The organism is Pseudomonas fluorescens (genome assembly GCF_001902145.1).
GTDB classification, from domain to species: Bacteria; Pseudomonadota; Gammaproteobacteria; order Pseudomonadales; family Pseudomonadaceae; genus Aquipseudomonas; species Aquipseudomonas fluorescens_BV.
On sequence record NZ_MRST01000026.1, the window covers coordinates 12,379 to 31,746 of the forward strand.

At 60.4% G+C, this 19,368-nt stretch carries 16 protein-coding genes; 6 read left to right on the plus strand and 10 right to left on the minus strand.

The features are described from left to right. Nucleotides 1-64: 64 nt before the first annotated feature. From trpC to BUE92_RS19545, 3 genes are read right to left on the minus strand one after another with little or no spacing between them, the layout of a single operon-like run. A complete protein-coding gene (trpC, locus tag BUE92_RS19535; RefSeq protein WP_073525804.1) occupies nt 65-901 on the minus strand; it encodes an indole-3-glycerol phosphate synthase TrpC in 837 nt (278 codons plus the stop codon). Continuing rightward, complete coding sequence (gene trpD, locus BUE92_RS19540) at nt 898-1,947, minus strand: anthranilate phosphoribosyltransferase (protein ID WP_003194694.1); 1,050 nt, start codon at nt 1,945-1,947, stop codon at nt 898-900. The genes trpC and trpD overlap by 4 nt, the downstream gene beginning before the upstream one ends. A gap of 9 nt (nt 1,948-1,956) precedes the next feature. Beyond that, nucleotides 1,957-2,550, minus strand: coding sequence for an aminodeoxychorismate/anthranilate synthase component II (locus BUE92_RS19545; RefSeq protein WP_032895052.1), 594 nt, complete (start codon nt 2,548-2,550; stop codon nt 1,957-1,959). 411 nt (nt 2,551-2,961) lie between these two features. Here BUE92_RS19545 and estP point away from each other — a divergent pair, with 411 nt between their 5' ends. Continuing rightward, nucleotides 2,962-4,884, plus strand: coding sequence for an esterase EstP (gene estP, locus BUE92_RS19550; protein WP_073525805.1), 1,923 nt, complete (start codon nt 2,962-2,964; stop codon nt 4,882-4,884). A gap of 121 nt (nt 4,885-5,005) precedes the next feature. Here estP and trpE read toward each other — a convergent pair whose 3' ends face one another. The 4 genes from trpE to BUE92_RS19570 form a co-directional block, all read right to left on the minus strand. Beyond that, nucleotides 5,006-6,487: an anthranilate synthase component I gene (trpE, locus tag BUE92_RS19555; RefSeq protein WP_073525806.1), complete on the minus strand. Its 1,482-nt coding sequence runs from the start codon at nt 6,485-6,487 to the stop codon at nt 5,006-5,008. Nucleotides 6,488-6,556: 69 nt separating this feature from the next. Then, the gene (locus tag BUE92_RS19560; protein WP_073525807.1) at nt 6,557-7,375 is read right to left on the minus strand and encodes a phosphoglycolate phosphatase; all 819 of its coding nucleotides are present in this window, start codon (nt 7,373-7,375) and stop codon (nt 6,557-6,559) included. Then, nucleotides 7,372-8,046 carry a ribulose-phosphate 3-epimerase gene (rpe, locus tag BUE92_RS19565; protein WP_073525808.1) on the minus strand — a complete coding sequence of 225 codons (675 nt, stop codon included), beginning with the start codon at nt 8,044-8,046 and terminating at the stop codon, nt 7,372-7,374. The genes BUE92_RS19560 and rpe overlap by 4 nt, the downstream gene beginning before the upstream one ends. 84 nt (nt 8,047-8,130) lie before the next feature. Beyond that, on the minus strand, nt 8,131-9,279 hold the full coding sequence (locus BUE92_RS19570; protein ID WP_003194705.1) for an iron-containing alcohol dehydrogenase: 1,149 nt from the start codon (nt 9,277-9,279) through the stop codon (nt 8,131-8,133). A gap of 213 nt (nt 9,280-9,492) precedes the next feature. Here BUE92_RS19570 and BUE92_RS19575 point away from each other — a divergent pair, with 213 nt between their 5' ends. Beyond that, the gene (locus tag BUE92_RS19575) at nt 9,493-10,467 is read left to right on the plus strand and encodes an alpha/beta hydrolase family protein (protein ID WP_073525809.1); all 975 of its coding nucleotides are present in this window, start codon (nt 9,493-9,495) and stop codon (nt 10,465-10,467) included. A 177-nt stretch (nt 10,468-10,644) separates the two neighbouring features. Here BUE92_RS19575 and BUE92_RS19580 read toward each other — a convergent pair whose 3' ends face one another. The 3 genes from BUE92_RS19580 to BUE92_RS19590 are packed head-to-tail and all read right to left on the minus strand — an operon-like array spanning nt 10,645 to nt 13,110. Continuing rightward, nucleotides 10,645-11,412, minus strand: coding sequence for a TerB family tellurite resistance protein (locus BUE92_RS19580; protein ID WP_073525810.1), 768 nt, complete (start codon nt 11,410-11,412; stop codon nt 10,645-10,647). 1 nt (nt 11,413) lies between these two features. After that, complete coding sequence (gene murU / locus BUE92_RS19585) at nt 11,414-12,088, minus strand: N-acetylmuramate alpha-1-phosphate uridylyltransferase MurU (RefSeq protein ID WP_073525811.1); 675 nt, start codon at nt 12,086-12,088, stop codon at nt 11,414-11,416. After that, the gene (locus tag BUE92_RS19590) at nt 12,085-13,110 is read right to left on the minus strand and encodes an aminoglycoside phosphotransferase family protein (protein ID WP_073525812.1); all 1,026 of its coding nucleotides are present in this window, start codon (nt 13,108-13,110) and stop codon (nt 12,085-12,087) included. Before BUE92_RS19590 ends, murU begins: the two co-directional genes overlap by 4 nt. 130 nt (nt 13,111-13,240) lie before the next feature. Here BUE92_RS19590 and BUE92_RS19595 point away from each other — a divergent pair, with 130 nt between their 5' ends. Genes BUE92_RS19595 through rsmA form a run of 4 tightly spaced genes read left to right on the plus strand, consistent with a single transcriptional unit; the run spans nt 13,241 to nt 19,191 of the window. Beyond that, nucleotides 13,241-16,081, plus strand: coding sequence for an LPS-assembly protein LptD (locus BUE92_RS19595; RefSeq protein ID WP_073525813.1), 2,841 nt, complete (start codon nt 13,241-13,243; stop codon nt 16,079-16,081). After that, nucleotides 16,062-17,396 carry a peptidylprolyl isomerase gene (locus tag BUE92_RS19600; RefSeq protein WP_143170020.1) on the plus strand — a complete coding sequence of 445 codons (1,335 nt, stop codon included), beginning with the start codon at nt 16,062-16,064 and terminating at the stop codon, nt 17,394-17,396. Before BUE92_RS19595 ends, BUE92_RS19600 begins: the two co-directional genes overlap by 20 nt. Further along, a complete protein-coding gene (gene pdxA, locus BUE92_RS19605; protein WP_054920698.1) occupies nt 17,393-18,382 on the plus strand; it encodes a 4-hydroxythreonine-4-phosphate dehydrogenase PdxA in 990 nt (329 codons plus the stop codon). Before BUE92_RS19600 ends, pdxA begins: the two co-directional genes overlap by 4 nt. Further along, nucleotides 18,379-19,191: a 16S rRNA (adenine(1518)-N(6)/adenine(1519)-N(6))-dimethyltransferase RsmA gene (gene rsmA / locus BUE92_RS19610; RefSeq protein WP_073525815.1), complete on the plus strand. Its 813-nt coding sequence runs from the start codon at nt 18,379-18,381 to the stop codon at nt 19,189-19,191. Before pdxA ends, rsmA begins: the two co-directional genes overlap by 4 nt. Nucleotides 19,192-19,368: the final 177 nt, after the last annotated feature.

Consider the following 19,368-nt stretch of genomic DNA (forward strand, 5'->3'; position numbering starts at 1 on the left):
GAGGTTGGCTGACCCGCCACTATCGCAGGCAAGCCAGCTCCTACAGTTCCGAGCGTATTTCAAATCAGTCTAGTGTCGAACCGCTGATCGTCGTACCGCGCTCCGGGAAGAACAAACGCTGCAGTTCCGCCCCCGGGTTCTCGGCGCGCATAAAGGTCTCGCCCACCAGGAACGAGTACACACCACTGATTTCCATCAACTCCACATCGGCGCGATTGACGATGCCACTCTCGGTAATCACCAAGCGATCCCGCGGAATACGCGGCAGCAGGTCGAGGGTGGTTTCCAGGCTGACGTCGAAGGTATGCAGGTTACGGTTGTTGACGCCCACCAGCGGAGTATCGAGGGTCTTCAATGCGCGCTCCAGCTCGTCGCCGTCATGCACTTCGACCAGCACGTCCAGGCCGACGCTTTTGGCAACGGCCGCCAGCTCGGCCATCTTCACGTCATCCAATGCGGAGACAATCAGCAACACGCAGTCGGCACCCAAGGCACGAGCTTCGACGATTTGATACGGGTCGACCATGAAATCCTTGCGGATCACCGGCAGCTTGCACGCAGCGCGCGCCTGTTGCAGGAACGGGTCGGAACCCTGGAAGTAGTCAATATCCGTCAGCACAGACAGACAGGTCGCCCCACCCTTCTCGTAACTGACGGCGATTTCAGCAGGTACAAAGTGTTCGCGAATCACCCCCTTGCTCGGTGAGGCTTTCTTGACCTCAGCAATCACGGCCGGCTGCTTGAGCTTGGCCTGGGCGATCAAGGCATTGGCAAAGCCGCGTGGCGCATCGGCGCTTTTCGCCTGCGCTTCCAACTCGGCCAGGCTCACACGGGCACGGCGCTCGGCCACTTCTTCAGCCTTGCGGGCCAGGATCTTTTCCAGAACGGTTGGCACACTCATCCTTCATTCTCCATCTTGAATACGGCGGTGAATGCTCCCAGCTCTTCGAGCTTCTCACGAGCCAGGCCGGTGTGCAGCGCATCGTGGGCCAAGGCGACACCTTCCTTGAGACTATAGGCATGGTCGGCGGCGTAAAGGGCTGCGCCAGCATTGAGCACAATCATTTCCGCAGCTTTCTGACCGTTTTCGGTCTTGCGACGTCCCAAGGCGTCACGAATCAGCTCCAGTGAAGCTGCCGGGCTTTCCACCGCCAGGCCGTGCAAGCTCTGGCTTTTCATACCCAGGTCTTCGGGCTCGACCCAATATTCGGTGACCTCGTCGTTCTTGAGCTCCGCCACGAAGGTAGGCGCCGCCAGGCTGAACTCGTCGAGGCCATCCTTGGAATGCACCACCAGCACATGCTTGCTGCCCAGGCGCTGCAAGACTTCGGCCAGCGGCCGGCACAGCGCCTGGCTGAACACGCCTACCACCTGGTGCTTCACACCGGCCGGATTCGTAAGCGGGCCGAGCATGTTGAACAGGGTACGCAAGCCAAGGTCCTTACGCGGGCCGGCTGCATGCTTCATCGCGCCGTGATGGGACTGGGCAAACATGAAGCCGATGCCAACGCTGTCAATGCAGCGCGCAACTTGCACCGGCGTGAGGTTCAGGTAAATACCGGCCGCTTCCAACAAGTCGGCACTGCCGCTCTTGCCAGACACTGCACGGTTACCGTGCTTGGCGACGGTGCAACCAGCGGCAGCCACCACAAAAGATGAGGCGGTCGACACGTTGAAAATATTCGCTCCGTCACCGCCAGTGCCCACTACATCGACGACGCCGTCGAGGGTCTTGAGTTCGACCTTGTCCGCCAGCTCACGCATCACCGACACCGCACCGACGATTTCGTCGATGCTCTCGCTCTTCATGCGCATCGCCATCATAAAGGCGCCGATCTGGGCGTCGGTGCATTGACCGGTCATGATCTCGCGCATCACATCGCTCATTTCCGCGGTGCTCAGGTCCAGATGGCCGACGATACGGCTCAGGGCAGTCTTGATATCCATGAAAAGTCCTTAGCGCGTGCCGCCGCTCTGCTTGAGAAAATTGGCGAACAGCTCGTAGCCCTGCTCGGTCAGGATTGATTCAGGGTGAAATTGCACCCCTTCGATGTTCAGCGTCTTGTGACGCAGGCCCATGATCTCGTCGACCGAGCCGTCTTCCAATTGGGTCCAGGCGGTCAGTTCCAGGCATTCGGGCAAGGTTTCACGCTTGACCACCAGTGAGTGGTAACGGGTCACGGTCACCGGCAGGTTCAGGCCATGGAACACACCCAGGTCGCGATGAAATACCGGACTGGTCTTGCCGTGCATGACCTCCCGCGCGCGCACCACATCACCGCCAAACGCCTGGCCGATGGACTGGTGGCCCAGGCAGACGCCCAGGATCGGCAGCTTGCCGGCGAAATACTGGATAGCTTCCAGAGAGATGCCCGCCTCGGTCGGCGTGCACGGGCCAGGTGAAACCACGATGCGCTCGGGGTTCAACGCGGCGATTTCGGCAACAGTGAGTTCATCGTTGCGCACCACCTTGACCTCGGCACCCAACTCGCCCAGGTACTGCACAACGTTGTAGGTAAAGGAGTCGTAGTTATCAATCATCAGCAACATGTGGGCTCAAACCTCTTGAATTCACTGATTTCAAATGACCGCCTTCCAAGAGTATGACCCGCTGCCAGACGCACGTTCCGGTTGCCAGGGAGAGTTGGCAAGGGGCGTCAAACAACGGGTAAAGAAGGCAAATCGGTACAGGTCCGGCCAGGCCGGCAGAGAAAAATGTCAGGCGCGCCAACGCCAACGGGCGTGTGCCTTGACTACTCGCATCAAGAGTTTGCTGATGATCAACACGGGGAGGGTCTCATTCATACGTTCAGGCACAGTAACGTAGGCTCGCCAGCGGTGCAATATGGAGCCGCAAATACGGGGGCCAACGTAGGCACATTCCACATATCCCTACAGAAAATGCCAGAAATTTTGCTAGTGTTTCACTTCCAACATAAAAACAACCGAATGGAATCTTGCATGCTCAGACCAGCATTTTTCGCGCCCCTTGCCGGCTGCCTCCTGTCATTGGCCTGCGCCCCGGCGTTCGCAGCCCCGTCACCTTATTCAACCATGGTGGTTTTCGGCGACAGCCTGGCTGATGCAGGCCAGTTTCCCGACGGTTCGAACGGCGCCACATTGCGCTTTACCAACCGAACCGGGGCGAACTTCCAGGGTGAATACGGCCTGGTCTCTTCAACCCTATTGGGTGCCAAATTGGGGGTAGCCCCCAACGACCTGAATGCCTCCACCTCACCGGTTCGCGCAGCCCAAGGTTTGCCAGACGGGAACAACTGGGCAGTGGGTGGTTACCGTACCGACAATATCCTCGACTCTATTACCTCAGTCTCCGATGCTGCGATTCCCCCAGGCAACGCCGGTGGTGGCACCGTGTTGCGCAGTCGGCAGGGCTATTTGCCGGCCAATGGTGGGAGAGCCGACCCGAACGCGCTCTACTTCCTTTCCGGTGGCGGCAACGACTTCCTCCAAGGCCGGGTACTCAGCCCCGCTCAAGCGGTCGCCGCAGGTGGGCGACTGGCGGACAGCGCCCAGGCCCTGCAACAAGCCGGCGCACGCTACATCATGGTCTGGATGCTACCCGACCTGGGGCTGACGCCGGCCATCAACGGCACCCCACAGCAAGCAGCGACCTCGGCCCTGAGCAATATTTTCAACCAGTCCCTGGTACAGCGTCTGTCGCAGATCGATGCGCAGGTTATCCCGCTGAACATCCCGCTGTTGTTGAACGAGGCTTTCGCCGATCCGGCCCGCTTCGGCCTCGCTACCGGCCAGAACCTGACCGGCACCTGCTTCAGCGGCAACAGTTGCACCGCCAACCCAACCTACGGCATCGGCGGTACCAGCCCGGACCCGACCAAGCTGATCTACAACGACTCGGTCCACCCTACCGTGGCCGGGCAACGCTTGATTGCCGATTACGCCTATTCCCTACTCGCCGCGCCGTGGGAACTGACCTTGCTGCCGGAAATGGCCCAAGGCACATTGCGCGCCCACCAGGACGAGCTGCGTAACCAATGGCAAGCAGACAACGGCAGTTGGCAAGCCGTCGGCCAATGGCGCGCCATAGTGGCCAGTGGCGGCCAACGCCTGGATTTCGATAATCAGAGCAGCTCGGCCAGTGGCGACGGCAGCGGCTATAACCTGAATATAGGTGGCAGCTACCGGCTCGATGAAAACTGGCGCGTGGGCGTTGCCGCCGGCCTGTATCGGCAGACACTCGAAGCCGGAGCCAATGATTCGGACTACAAGCTCAACAGCTATATGGGCACGGCTTTCGCTCAGTATCAGCAAAATCACTGGTGGGCCGATGCCGCATTGACCGGCGGCAAGCTGGACTTCGACAGCCTCAAGCGCAAGTTCGCCCTGGGTGTCAGTGAAGGCTCGGAGAAAGGTGATACCGATGGCTGGCTCTGGGCACTGAGCGGCCGCGTGGGGTATGACATCGCCACACCGGGCAGCGACTGGCACCTGTCGCCGTTCATCAGCGCCGATTACGCGCGGGTTGAAGTCAATGGCTACTCGGAGAAAAACAGCCGCTCCACCGCCCTGACCTTTGATGATCAACAACGCGACTCCAAGCGCCTGGGCGTCGGCCTGCAAGGCAGCTACCGCATCACGCCGCAAACCCAGGTTTTTGGCGAAGTGGCACACGAGCATGAGTTTGAAAATGACACCCAGAAGGTGAACATTTCGCTCAACAGCGTCCAGGGAATCGACTTCAAGCTAGACGGGTATACGCCTCGCAGTAACTCTGATCGCTTGAGCCTGGGTGTCAGCCACAAGCTGACTCAGGACCTGGCACTGCGCGCGGCGTATAACCTGAGGAAGGATGACAATTTGACCCAGCAAGGCGTCAATGTCGGGGTCAGTCTGGATTTCTAAATACTGCGCAAACCAAATGTGGGAGCTGGCTTGCCTGCGATGGCGGTGGATCAGTCACTGAGTATCTCAACTGACACACCGCCATCGCGGGCAAGCCCGCTCCCACATTTTTATTCCAGCTTCAGTCTTGTGGCGTTTGCTCTGCCAATGCCACGGCGCGGAACATCGCCCGGCGCTTGTTCAGGGTTTCTTCCCACTCAAGGGCCGGCACCGAGTCCGCCACAATCCCACCGCCGGCCTGCACATGCAGCTCGCCGTCCTTGATCACCGCCGTGCGGATCGCAATGGCGGTGTCCATATTGCCGTTCCAGGCAAAATACCCGACGGCGCCGCCATAGACACCACGCTTGACCGGCTCCAGTTCGTCGATGATTTCCATCGCACGGATCTTCGGCGCCCCCGACAATGTGCCCGCCGGCAAAATCGCCCGCAGTGCGTCCATCGCCGTCAGCCCGGCCTTCAGCTCGCCGGTGACGTTGGACACGATATGCATCACATTGGAATACCGCTCGATGACCATCTTCTCGGTCAGTTTCACCGAACCGATTTCCGATACACGCCCGGTGTCGTTGCGCCCCAGGTCGATCAGCATCAGGTGTTCGGCGATTTCCTTGTCGTCGCTGAGCAGGTCTTCTTCCAGCGCCACGTCGGCTTCTTCGGTCGCGCCACGGGGGCGCGTGCCGGCAATCGGGCGCACGGTGATCAGGTTGTCTTCAACCCGCACCAGCACTTCCGGCGAACTGCCCACGACGTGGAAGTCGCCAAAATTGAAGAAGTACATGTATGGCGTCGGGTTGAAACAACGCAGTGCGCGGTACAGATCAATCGGCGCCGCCTTGAAGTCGATTGACATGCGTTGCGACGGCACCACTTGCATGCAGTCACCGGCGAGGATGTATTCCTTGATGGTATCGACGGCGCGCTCGTAGTCATCCTGGGTAAAGCTTGAGCGGAACACCGGGTCGGCCGCCGGTGGGCGGCTGAGGTCCAGGCCGCGACGCGGGGTGATCGGCTGGCGGAGTTTCTCAAGCAGCGCTTGCAGGTTGGCCTGGCCTTGTTCGAAGGCATCAGCCTGGGCAGGGTCGGCAAGGACAATCGCATGCATCTTTCCGGCGAGGTTGTCGAACACCACCACCGCGTCGGACACCATCAGCAAAATGTCCGGCACGCCCAGCGGGTCCGGGTTCGGGCATTTGCCCAAGCGCTTCTCCACATAGCGCACACAGTCATAGCCGAAGTACCCCACCAGGCCGCCATTGAAGCGTGGCAGGCCAGCAATGGTCGGCACGTTGTAGCGCGCCTTGAAGGTTTCGACAAAGGCCAGCGGGTCTTCTACGTCATGGCTTTCGATCTCCACGCCATCATGGGTGATGCTCACATGATGGCCGTGTACCCGCAGCACGGTGCGGCATGGCAGGCCAATGATCGAGTAACGACCCCACTTCTCGCCGCCCTGTACCGACTCGAGCAGGTAAGAGTTGGGCTCGTCGGCCAGCTTCAAGTAGATCGACAGCGGCGTATCGAAGTCGGCCAGGGTTTCGCAAGCCATGGGGATACGGTTATAGCCGGCAGCGGCCAAACGCAGGAATTCTTCGCGGGTCATGATGTGCCTCGTGGTGTGAGGGTCAAACAGTCAGGTAGGCAAACGTGCCGCACAGGCGGCCAGGATCAGTCAGGCGCGCCAACGCCAGCGGGCCAGGGCCTTGATGACTTTCATCCAGAGTTTGCGAGTGACCACCACGATGGAATTTCCAGAAGGGGACGAATCAATGTCGGGCAACGTTATCTCAGCGCCAGCGCCCAAGCAACCGGGGATTAGCAGTCGCAGGTCATCAATGACCAGCGCGGGGGACTCCTCCGCAATCGGCCGGCCATGATTGTAACCATAACTCAAGGCCACGCACTGCACGCCCGCCGCTTTGGCCGCCAGCACATCGCTGCGCGAATCGCCGACAAACAGCGACTGAGACGCCGGGATATTGGCCATTTTCATCACGAAAAACAGAGCCGCCGGGTCGGGTTTTTTCTGCGGCAAGGTATCGCCGCCGATGATCCAGCGGAAGTAGCGACCGATTTTCATCTGGTCCAACAACGGCGCAACGAAGCGCTCCGGCTTGTTGGTGATCAGGGCCATTTCCACGCCCTGCTTGCTCAACCACTTGAGGGTGTCGCGCACGCCGGGGTAAACCACGGTCAGTTCGTGGCTGCTTTCATAAGCGGCATTGAACAGTTCCAAGGCATGTTCTGCCTCTACCTCATCCACACCCGTGGCATCGATGTGGTTGGCCAGGGCCCGGCGCACCAACATCGGCGCGCCATTGCCAACCCATTCGCGCACCGACTCGATCCCTGCCGGCTTGCGCCCCAGCTTGAGCAGCATCTGGTCCACCGCGGCCGCCAGGTCAGGTACCGAGTCGATCAAGGTACCGTCCAGATCGAACATCACCAGCCGTGGCAATTTGCCGGGGAACAACTGCTCAAAACCGCTCATGGACGCGCCAGCGCCAGTTCGGCACGCATCTTGTCGATGACGACCTGATAGTCCGGGGCGTTGAAGATCGCCGAGCCGGCCACGAAGGTATCGGCACCCGCTGCGGCGATCTCACGGATATTGTTGACGTTGACCCCGCCGTCGATCTCCAGGCGAATGTCACGCCCCGACGCATCGATCAGTGCACGGGCCTCACGCAGCTTGTTCAAGGTGCCAGGGATGAACTTCTGCCCGCCGAAGCCTGGGTTGACGCTCATCAGCAAGACCATGTCGACCTTGTCCATCACGTACTCAAGCACGCTCAGCGGAGTAGCCGGGTTGAATACCAAACCCGCCTTGCAGCCGCCTTCGCGGATCAGCTGCAAGGTGCGGTCAACGTGCAACGTAGCTTCCGGGTGGAAGGTGATGTAAGTCGCACCCGCCTCGATGAAGTCACCGACGATACGGTCCACCGGGCTGACCATCAGGTGCGCATCAATCGGCGCGGTGATGCCGTACTTGCGCAGCGCGGCGCACACCATTGGGCCGATGGTCAGGTTGGGCACGTAGTGGTTGTCCATGACATCGAAGTGCACGAAGTCGGCACCGGCGGCCAACACCTTGTCCACTTCCTCACCCAGGCGGGCGAAGTCGGCAGAGAGAATCGATGGAGCAATGACGAAGGGCTGCATGACGCACCTTTTTTGAGCTAAATCACGATGGCGCGCATTGTATACCTCATGCTTTGCTGCGCGCACCGTGACCTATCTCAACGGTTAGTAAGCTGCCCGGTAGATTTTTTCGATATCGGCGGCGCTGAGCTTGCGCGGGTTGTTGCGCATCAAGCGCTCAATGCCTGCGGCTTCACTGGCCATGGCCGGGATGGCGTCCTCGGGCACGCCGAAACTGCGCAGGCCGGACGGGATCTCCACCGCCGCACACAGCCGCGTCATCGCCGCTACAGCCTGGTCGGCAGCGTCATTCACACTCAGCCCGGCGATATTGACGCCCATGGCCTGGGCAATGTCCTGCATGCGCTCGACGCAGGCCAACTTGTTCCAGTGCATCACATACGGCAACAACAGCGCGTTGCTTACACCATGGGCAATGTTGAAGCGCCCACCCAACGGGTACGCCAGCGCATGCACAGCACCGACGCCAGCGTTGCCAAAGGCCATGCCGGCCATCAGGCTGGCGGTGGCCATGTCGTCACGGGCCTGCAGGTTCGCCGGGTTGGCGTAAGCCTTGGGCAACGCGCTGGCAATCAGCTTGATCGCACCGATGGCCAGGGCGTCGGTAATCGGCGAGGCATTCAGCGACAGGTAGGACTCGATGGCATGCACCAAGGCGTCCACACCACTGGCGGCCGTGACACCCCGTGGGCAGGTCAAGGTCATTTGCGGGCTGATCAGCGCGACATCCGGCAGCAAGTAATCGCTGACGATGCCTTTTTTCAGCTGTGCGGCCTTGTCTGACAGTATCGCCACATTGGTCACCTCTGAGCCGGTGCCGGCCGTGGTGGGGATGGCGATCAACGGCGGGCCTTTGCGCGGCACCTGATCGACGCCAAACAAGTCCGCCAGCGCGCCGTGATAACCGGCATACGCCGCCACGCTCTTGGCGATGTCGATGGCACTGCCGCCGCCCACACCGATCAGGCCGTCATGCCCGCCTTCGCGGTACGCACGCATGCAGTCTTCGACGATGGCAATTTCCGGATCGGGCAGCACGCGGTCGAAGATTTCGTAGGCTCGATCACCCAGATGCTCCAGGGCCAGCGCCACGGTGCCGGACTGGACCAGCGCGGCGTCGGTGACGATCAACGGATTGTCCACATCCAGGCGCGTGAGTTCGGCAGCCAGTTGTTCGATGGCACCTGCGCCGGTCAGCAGTTTGTGGGCGATCTTGAATGAGGAAGTACTCATGTGCGCGGCCTCTTATGAATGATGGGCTGGCACAAGAATAGCCGCACCTGGCGTGTTGTCTGCCATTCATTGGTTGAATGGTCGCGCCGCGCCCATCAAGGCAGCGTACAAACCGCCGATAGCCTGTTGGTAACGCGAACCGCGCCTCATACTCCTGACAAATACCGACCAACCCATTAGGCTGCTGGAATCACTTCTGGCCGGGAAACAACAATGCTTTTTCTTCACCGCTCGGCACTGCCAGCATTGTGCCTGTCACTCCTGTTTACCAGCGCCTTGCCTGTTCAGGCCGAGGATGCGCCCGCGCCTGCTGTCGAAAAACCGGCTGAACGCCAGCCCTTGCCCGAGCGTAGCCAGCAAGAAGCCAGCGCGCTCGAACGCCAGGTTCCACAGCAGCAACAGCAGCAATTGCAGGCCGGTAGCGATTCGTTCCTGGCGCTGTGGAAACCTGCCAACAGCGCCGAAGCCGAAGGTGTGGTGATTCTCATACCAGGCGCCGGGGAAAACGCGGACTGGCCGCAAGCAATCGCGCCTCTGCGGCGCAAGTTACCGGACGCCGCCTGGGGCACCCTCAGCCTGTCATTGCCTGACGTCAATGTGGACACCCTGCCGCCACGGGTTGTCGAACCGCCTAAAGCGGCGATCGATACCAGCAGCAAGGAAGGCAGCACCGTAGCCAAGCCGGTCGAACAGGCCGCCAGCGCCGAGGCCGAAGGCACTGACCCGGCAGTGGTGCCGGGGGCGGATGAACAGGACAAGACCGACGCCAAGCGCATCTTCGACCGCATCGACGCCGCCGTCGCCTTCGCCCAGACCCAAAGCGCCCGCAGTGTGGTGTTGCTCGGCCATGGCACCGGGGCCTGGTGGGCGGCACGCTACCTGAGCGAGAAACAACCCTCCCAGGTGCAGAGGTTGGTGATGGTGACCGGCAAGACGCCCGCAGCTCGCCAACCGGACCTGCAGCAACTGGCGCCGGCCTTGAAGGTGCCCACGGCGGACGTGTTCTATCAAGAAGGCGCCCTGGAACGCAAAAACGCCCAGGAACGACTCCAGGCGGCCAAGCGTTCGAAGAATGACGGTTACAAGCAGGTGTCGCTCACGGCGTTGCCGGGCAATAGTGCAGCAGAGCAGGAGCAGCTGTATCGCAGGGTTCGCGGCTGGTTGAGCCCGCAGGGCGGCGCAGACTGACACTCCGCTATCGGGGGCGACATCGCTTTCTGTAGGAGCGAGCTCGCTCGCGAAAAACGTCAACGATAATGCGTGCCTCCTGAATAAACGCGGCGCCTGTGAGTTTTTCGCGAGCAAGCTCGCTCCTACAGGGTATTAGGGCTTGCCCCTCCCACATGGAGTTGAGTGGCGATAGCCTCAGCGAAAATCGCGCCGCTCACGAATCAACGCATAGGCGTTATGCAATTCACGGGTTCGTTCGGTCGCCTCCCGCACTTGCGCGGGGCTGGCGCCCGTGCCGGCAATCTTGTCCGGATGGTGGCGGCTGAGCAGTCGGCGGTAGGCGCGCTTGATCACCGAAGGCTCAGTGGTTGCCGTCACCCCCAGGATACGCAACGCCTCCTGATAGGCACCGCCACGATTGGCCACTGGCTTGCGCTCCGGCGCGTAATCGGTCGCCAACGCCTGCAGCTGCTGCGGCGTCCAGCCCAGCCACTTGCCCCACTGGTCGATCAGGTCGCGCTCGGCAACATCCGCCCGACCGTCCGCCCACGCCATGCGCCAACAGGCGCGCAGCACGCCTTCCGCCGCATGGGGCTGCGTCTTGAGCACCCGCAGGTAACTGCGCACCCGGTCGCTGCCGGACTTGCCACGGTTGAAGGCGCTGATCGCGCGGCGCTGGGCCGGCTCACTCATGTCCAATGCACGCATTTCCAGACGCGCCTGCTGGATATGCCCATCCACCACTCGCCCATTACTCTTGGCCAGTCGCCCCAGCAGCACAAACAGCAGCTCGTCGTTGCGCAAGGCCGGACGCCCACCCAGGCGTTCACGCAACTGCGCCCAACTGTGCAATTGCAAGCGACGATCCAACGCCTGCCCCAGCAATGCCCCCAACAATGCCCCCGGAATACTGGCAATAGCAAAGCCAGCCCCGGCGCCGATCAGCGTCCCTGGCCACAACATCCTACTGCCCCGCTGTCAGCAAGGTTTCGACCTGCGCCAGTCGCTCCAGCGTCCCCACATCCACCCAGCGTCCGGCCATGTGCTCCCCCGTTACCAAACCTTTAGCCATGGCCTCACGCAACAGCGGGGCCAGCTTGAAGGCACCGGCGCTGCAACCCGCGAACAATTTAGGGTCGAGCACTGAAATGCCACTGAAGGTCAGGTTATCGGCACCGGGCGCGGCATCATTAAGCCGCCCCTGATCTAGATAGAAGTCCCCGCCTGAGGGGTGATGCGCCGGATTATCGACCATCACCAAGTGGGCCAAGCCCTGGAGCGGCTGCCGCAATTGGCTGAAGTCATAATCGGTCCAGATATCACCATTGACCACCACAAAGGGTTCATCCCCCAGCAATGGCAGCGCCTGGAAAATCCCGCCACCGGTTTCCAGCGGCTCGCCTTCGGCCGAATAGCGGATACGCAAGCCGAACTGGGCGCCATCGCCCAGATAGCTTTCGATCTGCTCGCCGAGCCAGGCGTGATTGACCACGATCTCGGTAAACCCGGCCTTTGCCAGCGCTTCAAGGTGGTATTCGATCAATCGTTTACCGCCCGCCTGCACCAGCGGCTTGGGCGTATGCAGGGTGAGCGGGCGCATGCGCTCGCCCTTGCCCGCCGCCAGGATCATCGCCTTCATACGCTGGCCTCGGCAGGTTCGCGCAGGCTGGCGAGCAATTCGCCCAGGTCACTCAACTCAGGTCGGTCGGCCAGCACCGCGTCTATATAAGCAAAGAAACGCGGCACGTCGGCCAGGTAGCGTGGCTTGCCGTCGCGGTGGCAGATACGCGAAAAAATGCCGATAACCTTGAGGTGACGCTGCACGCCCATCAGGTCGCTGGCACGCAGGAACTCTTCAAAGTCGTCCTGTACGGGAATCCCCAACTGTCCGGCACGCTGCCAATAGCCACGTTGCCATTCGCGCACGCGGGCCTGGGGCCAACTGAGGAAGGCGTCCTTGAACAGGCAGGTAATGTCATAGGTCACCGGGCCGTAGACCGCGTCCTGGAAATCCAGCACGCCTGGGCTTGGCTCACTGATCATCAGGTTGCGCGGCATGTAGTCGCGGTGCACCAGCACCTTGGGTTGGGCCAGCGCGCTGTCGATCAACTGCTGGCTGGCACGTTGCCAGAGGGCTTGTTGCTCAGGGTCGAGGTCGATGCCCAGGTGACGACGCACGTACCATTCCGGGAACAATTCCAGCTCGCGACGCAATAAGGCCACGTCATAGCTGGGCAACGGCGCATCCATCGGCAATTGCTGGAAAGCCAGCAGCGCGTCGATGGCATCGGCAAATAATTGATCGGCATTTTCACCGTTAATCACGTCTAGATAGGTTTTTCTGCCCAGGTCATTGAGCAAAAGAAAGCCACGGGGCAAATCTTCTGCATAAATTTTTGGCACATTTATTCCCGATTTCGCGAGCAAATGCGCAATATCGACGAAAGGTTTGCAGTTTTCCTGGGGGGGTGGCGCGTCCATGACGACGAACGTATGGGCACCGCCCTCCCATCGGAAATAACGTCTGAAACTCGCGTCGCTGCTGGCCGCGGTCAATGTGGCCGGGGGCACTGGGCCCCAGTCCTGAGCGTTGAAGAGGATCGGCAACTGCTCATCCAGCCAGACTTCCAGCTGTTGTAAACGTAGATCGTGCTCGGGCATTACAAGGGTCTCCGACGGCGCTAGCCGTCAAGCGGGGCATGCTTTATTATCACGCATCTTTTTCAGACCATCGAGAGGCGTGCGGCCCAAACCGCGGGCAGATGGCACGCAGGAAGCCCGGACTAATAAGATGGCATTGAAATCCCCCGCGTTTCGTAGAAAATTTCCGTTGCTGGTAACCGGCAGTCTGCTGGCCTTGCAACCTTTCGCCACCTCATTCGTGGTCGCCGCGGAACAGTATGACTGCTCAGTCTCTGCTTCGGGTGCCTGGGATTGCGCGCCGAAAACCGCCGCCGCCCCATTGCCACCGCGCCCGGTGCATGACGGTGCTGCCGTCAGCTCGGCCAACAGCACGCCGCAAGGCAACGCTGGCGGCAGCGTCGACGCCGAACCCAAGACCATGCTGGTCACCGAAGCCAAGGGCCGTGGCCTGCGTTCGCGCAGTGCCGACTACAGCCACCTTGACTGGGTACCTCGCGACAAGCTGACCGCAGCACAGTTGGCCGAAACCGGCCCTTACTGCGGCGGCGCCTACATCGAGCCGACTCGTCCTGGCATGAACGACAAGACGAACAAGAGCGATGCGCCGACCTTCATCGGCGCCAAGGCTTCTCGTTACGAGCAGGAGCAGCAGGTCGCTACCCTGGCCGGTGACGTGGTCATGCGCCAGGGCAGCATGCAGCTGGAGTCGGACGAAGCCAGCCTGTACCAGGCCGAGAACCGTGGCGAACTGAATGGCAAGGTGCGCCTGCGCGATAACGGCGCCCTGATCGTGGGTGACCATGCCCAGGTCCAGCTCGACACCGGTGCCGCCCAGATCGACAACGCCGAATACGTGATGCACAAGTCACGCATCCGCGGTAACGCGCTGTACGCCAAGCGTGCAGAAAACGCGATCATCCGTCTCAAGGACGGTACGTACACCACCTGCGAGCCGGACAGCAACGCCTGGCAGCTCAAGGGCAACAACATCACGTTGAACCCGGCCACCGGTTTCGGTACGGCGACCAACGCGACGTTGCGGGTCAAGAACATCCCGATCCTGTACACCCCTTACATCTACTTCCCGATCGACGACCGTCGCCAATCCGGCTTCCTGCCGCCGAGCTTCAGTACCGGCAGCGAGACTGGCTTTACACTGGTAACGCCGTACTACTTCAACCTGGCACCGAACTACGATGCCACGTTGTACCCGCAATACATGACCAAGCGCGGCATGTTGATGGAGGGCGAGTTCCGCTATCTGACCAAGTCGAGTGAAGGGCAGTTTGGCGGGGCGTATCTCAATGATGATAGCGACGAGCGGAAGAAGCAGACTGATTACGAAAAGACCCGATATATGCTCAATTGGCAGCATAAAGGTGGGTTGGATTCGCGTCTGACAACCCAGGTCGATTACACCAAGATCAGTGATCCGTTCTACTTCCAGGATTTGAAGTCGTATCAGGAAGGCATCCAGAGCCAGGACTTCCTGAACCAGCAGGGCTCCGTGACCTATAGTGGTGATAACTATCAAGCTCGCGTGAACCTGCAGTCATATCAACTGGCGACGATTTCGCAGATCACTCCGTATGACCGTTTGCCGCAGATCACCTTCAATGGTCAGTTGCCGTACCATCCGGGGGGGCTCAACTTCTCCTACGAGACTGAAGCCGTAAGATTTGACCGAGACCTTCGAAACGGTAATGTGGTTAACGAAGACGGCGGGCCGTTCAATCCTGATGGCACCATAGGTGAACGACGCCTGGACACCTACGTAAACGGCCTGACCCGTGCAAACGGAACACGCTTGAACGTAGCTCCCGCTGTCGAGTACCCAATGAACTGGAGCTATGGCTTTATTACGCCGAAGCTCAAATACGTCTATACCAAATATGATCTTGACCTGGACAGCAAAGGCAAGGATGACATTGTCGCCGCGCAACTGGCCGCTACCCGGCCCGGCGCAGCCCCTTACGCTGGCGGAGTGTTCAAGAGTTCGCAAGATCGCGCTGTTCCTATCGCGAGCGTCGACAGCGGGCTGTACTTCGACCGCAAAACTAACTGGTTCGGTAAAGACTATAACCAGACCCTTGAGCCGCGAGCCTTCTACCTCTACGTACCGAACAAAGACCAAAGCGATATTCCGGTTTTCGACACCAGTGAATATTCGTTCAGCTATGCCTCTCTGTTCCGTGATAACCGCTTTGCCGGTAACGATCGGATTGGAGACGAGAACAAGTTATCCCTGGGCGTAACCAGCCGCTGGATCGAAGAAAATGGCTTTGAACGCCAGCGTGTTTCCGTGGGTCAGGCACTGTACTTCAAGGATCGCGAGGTTCAACTGCCAGGAGTCCTGGCCGCTGACCGAGATGACTCCCAAACAGATGTCTCGCCGATCGCCCTGGAATACGCGTTCCGCTTCAACCGCGATTGGCGCGCCACGGCCGACTACAACTGGGACACCGAAAGCCATGCCCCACGCTCCGGTAGTGCGATGTTCCACTATCAGCCAGAAGACAACCCGAACAAGGTCGTCAACCTCGGCTATCGCTACCGCAATGACCAAGTGGTCTACAACCAACTGACCGGCAAATGGCAGTTCGGTGGGGACTACGGCACGCCAGGTCAAGAGAACTACGTGAAGGATTACTACAAAATCCAGCAACACGACTTCTCGATGATGTGGCCGATCATTCCGCAATGGAATTTGATCACTCGCTGGCAGTATGACTATGCACGCAACCGCACCCTGGAAGCCTTCGGTGGTTTCGAGTACGACAACTGCTGCTGGAAACTGCGCGTCATCAACCGCTACTGGGTTTCCAACGACGAGTACAGCCAGATCGCCCCGCTCAACGAAAAGGGTGACCACGGGCTCTTCTTCCAGATCGTCCTCAAAGGACTCGGCGGCCTGACCGGCGCCAAGGTAGAGAGCTTCCTCGACAAAGGCATTGAAGGTTATCGTGAACGTGAAGACAAAGCTTTCTGAGTGTTTGCGCCCGCTAGTGCTGGGCGCGCTGTTCCTGGGTACTGTTTCGGCACACGCCGCGGTTCAACAGCTGGATAAAGTAGCGGCCATCGTCGACAACGACGTGATCATGCAGAGCCAGCTGGACCAACGGGTCAAGGAAGTTCAGCAGACCATCGCCAAACGTGGTGGTGGGGTGCCTCCGACCAGCGTCCTGGAATCTCAGGTACTGGAACGCCTGATCGTCGAAAACCTGCAACTGCAGATTGGCGACCGTTCCGGCATCCGTATTTCGGACGAAGAACTGAACCAGGCCGTTGGCACCATCGCTCAGCGCAACAACATGAGCATTGATCAGTTCCGCGCCGCCCTGGCCCACGATGGCCTGTCCTATGAGGACGCCCGTGACCAGATCAAGCGCGAAATGATCATCAGCCGTGTGCGCCAGCGCCGTGTGGCCGAACGGGTTCAGGTGTCCGAGCAGGAAGTGAAGAACTTCCTGGCTTCGGACCTGGGCAAGATGCAGCTCTCCGAAGAGTTGCATCTGGCCAATATCCTGATTCCAACCCCGGACGGAGCCAACTCTGAGCAGCTCAATGCCGCCGCCGCTAAAACCCAGGCGATCTACGATCGCCTGAAAGCGGGCGCGGACTTTGCCCAGATGGCCATTGCTCAGTCCGGCAGCGACAACGCCCTCGAAGGCGGTGACATGGGCTGGCGTAAAGCCGCTCAATTGCCACCTCCGTTTGATCGCGAATTGAGCGCCATGGAAGTCGGCGGCATTACCCAGCCAGCCCGCACCCCGGGTGGCTTCATCATCCTGAAGCTGCTGGAACGTCGCGGCGGCGAAACCTCGTTGAAAGACGAAGTTCATGTTCGTCACATTTTGGTCAAGCCGAGCGAAATCCGCACCGAAGCACAAACCAAGGAACTGGCCCAGAAGATCTATGACCGCATCGAAAGCGGTGAAGACTTCGCCACCCTGGCTAAGAGCTTCTCAGAAGACCCAGGCTCTGCCCTCAACGGCGGCGACCTGAACTGGATCGACCCGAGGGCACTGGTGCCCGAGTTCCAGCAGGTCATGGCCGACACGCCACAAGGCGTATTGTCCAAGCCGTTCAAGACCCAATACGGTTGGCATGTCCTGGAAGTCCTTGGCCGTCGCGCCACTGACAACACCACCCAGGCTCGCGAGCAGCAAGCCCTTACCGTGCTGCGTAACCGCAAATACGACGAAGAGCTGCAAACCTGGCTGCGTCAGATACGTGACGAAGCTTATGTAGAGAACAAGCTGCCAGGCGCCGAGCAAACAGGCACCGACCAGGCAACCCAGTGAAACCCCAGTGTTTCGCGGTGACACCCGGCGAGCCGGCCGGCATTGGTCCAGACCTGTGCCTGCTGCTCGCCTCGCAACCCCAGCCACACCCCCTGATTGCCATTACCAGCCGCGACCTGCTCCTCGAGCGGGCCGCGCAGCTGGGTGTGGCCGTCAACCTGCTGGACGTGGGGCCAGGCAACTGGCCCGACCTGCCGGCCCCCGCCGGCAGCCTGTATGTGTGGGACACCCCGCTGCAAGCCAAAGTGGTTGCCGGGCAGTTGAATACGGCCAACGCGGCATTTGTGCTGGAGACGTTGACCCGTGCGGGCCAAGGCTGCATCGACGGCGACTTTGCCGGCATGATCACCGCACCGGTGCACAAAGGCGTGATCAACGAATCCGGCATCGCCTTTTCCGGCCATACCGAATTTCTCGCGGAACTGACCCATACCGCTCAAGTGGTGATGATGCTCGCCACCCGTGGCCTGCGTGTGGCGCTGGTGACCACCCACTTGCCGCTGCGTGAAATCGCCGATGCCATCACTGCCGAGCGTGTGGAGCGTGTCACGCGCATCCTGCACAGCGACCTGCAACACAAATTCGGCATTGCCCAACCGCGCATCCTGGTCTGCGGGCTCAACCCCCACGCCGGTGAAGGCGGCCACTTGGGCCATGAAGAAATCGACATCATTGAACCAACACTAGAGCGCCTGCGCCAAGAAGGCATGGACCTACGCGGCCCATTGCCTGCAGACACTCTGTTCACCCCCAAATATCTGGAGCACTGCGATGCAGTGCTGGCGATGTACCACGACCAGGGGCTGCCCGTGCTGAAATACAAAGGCTTCGGCGCCGCAGTCAACGTGACACTGGGCCTGCCGATCATCCGCACCTCCGTCGACCATGGCACCGCCCTGGACCTCGCAGGCAGCGGCAAGATCGATACCGGCAGCCTGCACGTGGCCCTGGAAACCGCCTATCAGATGGCCGAGACCCGTATATGACTGAGCATTACCAACACCGGGCGCGCAAGCGTTTCGGGCAGAACTTCCTGCACGACGCTGGCGTGATCGATCGCATCCTGCGCTCAATCCACGCCAAGCCAGAAGACCGTCTGCTGGAAATCGGCCCAGGCCAGGGCGCGCTAACCCAGGGCCTGCTGGCCAGCGGCGGGCAACTGGACGTCGTGGAACTGGACAAGGACCTGATCCCGATCCTCAACCAGCAGTTCGCCGGCAAAGCCAACTTCAACCTGCACCAGGGCGATGCACTGAAGTTCGACTTCAACAGCCTTGGCGCTGCCCCCAACAGCCTGCGGGTGGTGGGTAACCTGCCGTACAACATTTCCACGCCGCTGATTTTCCACCTGCTGAACAACGCCGGGATCATCCGCGACATGCACTTCATGCTGCAAAAGGAAGTGGTGGAGCGCCTGGCCGCAGGCCCTGGCGGTGGTGATTGGGGTCGTTTGTCGATCATGGTCCAGTATCACTGCCGCGTGGAGCACCTGTTCAACGTCGGTCCGGGCGCGTTCAACCCGCCGCCGAAGGTCGATTCGGCCATCGTACGCCTGGTGCCGCATGCCGTGCTGCCGCACCCGGCCAAGGACCACAAACTGCTGGAACGCGTCGTGCGAGAGGCGTTCAACCAGCGCCGCAAGACCTTGCGCAACACCCTCAAGGCCCTGCTGAGCAACGCCGAGATCGAAGCCGCTGGCGTCGACGGCAGCCTGCGCCCCGAGCAACTGGACCTGGCCGCGTTCGTGCGCCTGGCTGACCAGCTTGCCATCCAGCCAGCACCAACAGCGGAATAAGGTTCAACACCCTCCAATGTGGGAGCGGGCTTGCTCGCGAATGCGGTGTGTCAGTCAACATTTTCGTCAACTGATACACCGCATTCGCGAGCAAGCCCGCTCCCACAGGTTTAACCGCGCTTCAAGAGCCCAGACAGCATGTCTGGCCTAGTGCCCTCCTCTTGGCCTAGACTGACC

Bases quoted from the DNA above. Each gene is read 5' to 3' on its own strand.
- trpC (WP_073525804.1), bottom strand. From the start codon at position 901: ATGAGTGTGCCAACCGTTCTGGAAAAGATCCTGGCCCGCAAGGCTGAA.
- trpD (WP_003194694.1), bottom strand. From the start codon at position 1,947: ATGGATATCAAGACTGCCCTGAGCCGTATCGTCGGCCATCTGGACCTG.
- BUE92_RS19545 (WP_032895052.1), bottom strand. From the start codon at position 2,550: ATGTTGCTGATGATTGATAACTACGACTCCTTTACCTACAACGTTGTG.
- estP (WP_073525805.1), top strand. From the start codon at position 2,962: ATGCTCAGACCAGCATTTTTCGCGCCCCTTGCCGGCTGCCTCCTGTCA.
- trpE (WP_073525806.1), bottom strand. From the start codon at position 6,487: ATGACCCGCGAAGAATTCCTGCGTTTGGCCGCTGCCGGCTATAACCGT.
- BUE92_RS19560 (WP_073525807.1), bottom strand. From the start codon at position 7,375: ATGAGCGGTTTTGAGCAGTTGTTCCCCGGCAAATTGCCACGGCTGGTG.
- rpe (WP_073525808.1), bottom strand. From the start codon at position 8,046: ATGCAGCCCTTCGTCATTGCTCCATCGATTCTCTCTGCCGACTTCGCC.
- BUE92_RS19570 (WP_003194705.1), bottom strand. From the start codon at position 9,279: ATGAGTACTTCCTCATTCAAGATCGCCCACAAACTGCTGACCGGCGCA.
- BUE92_RS19575 (WP_073525809.1), top strand. From the start codon at position 9,493: ATGCTTTTTCTTCACCGCTCGGCACTGCCAGCATTGTGCCTGTCACTC.
- BUE92_RS19580 (WP_073525810.1), bottom strand. From the start codon at position 11,412: ATGTTGTGGCCAGGGACGCTGATCGGCGCCGGGGCTGGCTTTGCTATT.
- murU (WP_073525811.1), bottom strand. From the start codon at position 12,088: ATGAAGGCGATGATCCTGGCGGCGGGCAAGGGCGAGCGCATGCGCCCG.
- BUE92_RS19590 (WP_073525812.1), bottom strand. From the start codon at position 13,110: ATGCCCGAGCACGATCTACGTTTACAACAGCTGGAAGTCTGGCTGGAT.
- BUE92_RS19595 (WP_073525813.1), top strand. From the start codon at position 13,241: ATGGCATTGAAATCCCCCGCGTTTCGTAGAAAATTTCCGTTGCTGGTA.
- rsmA (WP_073525815.1), top strand. From the start codon at position 18,379: ATGACTGAGCATTACCAACACCGGGCGCGCAAGCGTTTCGGGCAGAAC.